General features: G+C 23.7%; 1 protein-coding gene and 1 pseudogene. Both read right to left on the bottom strand.

The features are described 5' to 3' along the window. Nucleotides 1–343 (bottom strand): annotated as a pseudogene (locus tag OC683_RS02440) (CCA tRNA nucleotidyltransferase); the annotation flags it as partial. A 23-nt stretch (nucleotides 344–366) separates the two neighbouring features. Continuing rightward, a complete protein-coding gene (locus OC683_RS02435) occupies nucleotides 367–1251 on the bottom strand; it encodes a DegV family protein (protein ID WP_304514948.1) in 885 nt (294 codons plus the stop codon). Nucleotides 1252–1355: the final 104 nt, after the last annotated feature.

Genomic DNA, 1355 nt, shown 5'->3' with positions numbered 1-1355 from the left:
CACGTCTTTGTAAATCTTCTTTTACATTTTGAATAAAAATAATAGAAGAAGGATGCCTAAAATCTAAATATTCCCCTTCTTTCCTATAAGTTGTTATTTCAAAATAATCATTTTCAAAACAAATTTTAACAGAACCGTACCGAATTCTTGTTTTTGGAACATTAAAAATTTCACAAATAGTTTCAGGTAAAAGATTAGTAGTAATATCTACATCTGTAACAGGTTTTTTTAATAAAAAATCCCTAACAGCCCCTCCCACTATAAAAGCTTCTGATTGGTCATATTTTTTTAATATTTTTAAAATCTTTTTAGCTTTATCCATATATAAATTTTCATTTAACATATATTATATTTACACCTTTATGATTATTGAAACTTCTTAATGTGATCAATGGGAGGAATAATTAATCCCACACCAAAAACATTATTACCTACATGCGCTCCTATCACCGGAGTAATAATAACTTCTAAAATATCATTAATATTTAACTTTTTTTTTAAAATTTCTATTAATTTATTTTTCATAGGAGGACGTCCTGAAGTTAAAATATGTAAAAAAAATTTTTGATTTTTCTGATTTTTCGTATAATTTTCGATTTCTCTCAAGATACAATCAAAAGCTTTTTCCATAGTAAAAACTTTTTTAATCATTGTAATAATACCAGGAGATTCTAATTTTAAAATAGGTTTAATATGAAAAATTCTTCCTAAAAAACCTTTAGCAATACTTAAACGACCACTTTTAATTAAATGATTTAAAGAATCTACTATAAAAAAAATTTTATTATTTTTACGCAATTTTTCTAAATATGCTATAACTTCTGAAATTTTAAAACCTTCAGAAAACATACATTCAGCTTGTAAAGCACAATATGCTTCGCAAAAACCAATACTTTGGGTATCAAAAACTATAACTTCTATTTCAGAAGCAACTATTTTACTAGCAGATAGAATACTATTATAACTACCGCTTAATGCACTAGACAAAGTTGTAACAAAAATTTTTTGATAACCTAAACGAGCTATTTGGCGAAAATAATCAACTATTTCTCCTATAGGAGGTTGAGAAGTAGTAGTGATTAAACGAGGATTATTAGTTATAAAATCATAAAATTGATCTGCAGTTAAATTTTCACCATCTCGATATTCTTGATTATTTAAAAAAATTTGTAATCTAATTAATCCAATATTATGTTTTTGATGAAAATAATCTAAACAACTAGTAGAAGTGCTTATCACTTTAATTTTCATATGAAATTAAAATCCTTTTAATAAAAAATATTTATTGTTTTAATTAATTAAAGAATCAAAAATATGAATATAAAAATAAATAAAATAAGAATTATAATAACTCA

Origin of the sequence: Candidatus Phytoplasma crotalariae (genome assembly GCF_030586865.1) — a bacterium.
Classification (GTDB): Bacteria; Bacillota_I; Bacilli_A; order Acholeplasmatales; family Acholeplasmataceae; genus Phytoplasma; species Phytoplasma citri.
This window is presented reverse-complemented; position numbering and strand designations above follow the sequence as displayed.

Bases quoted from the DNA above. Each gene is read 5' to 3' on its own strand.
- OC683_RS02435 (WP_304514948.1), bottom strand. From the start codon at position 1,251: ATGAAAATTAAAGTGATAAGCACTTCTACTAGTTGTTTAGATTATTTT.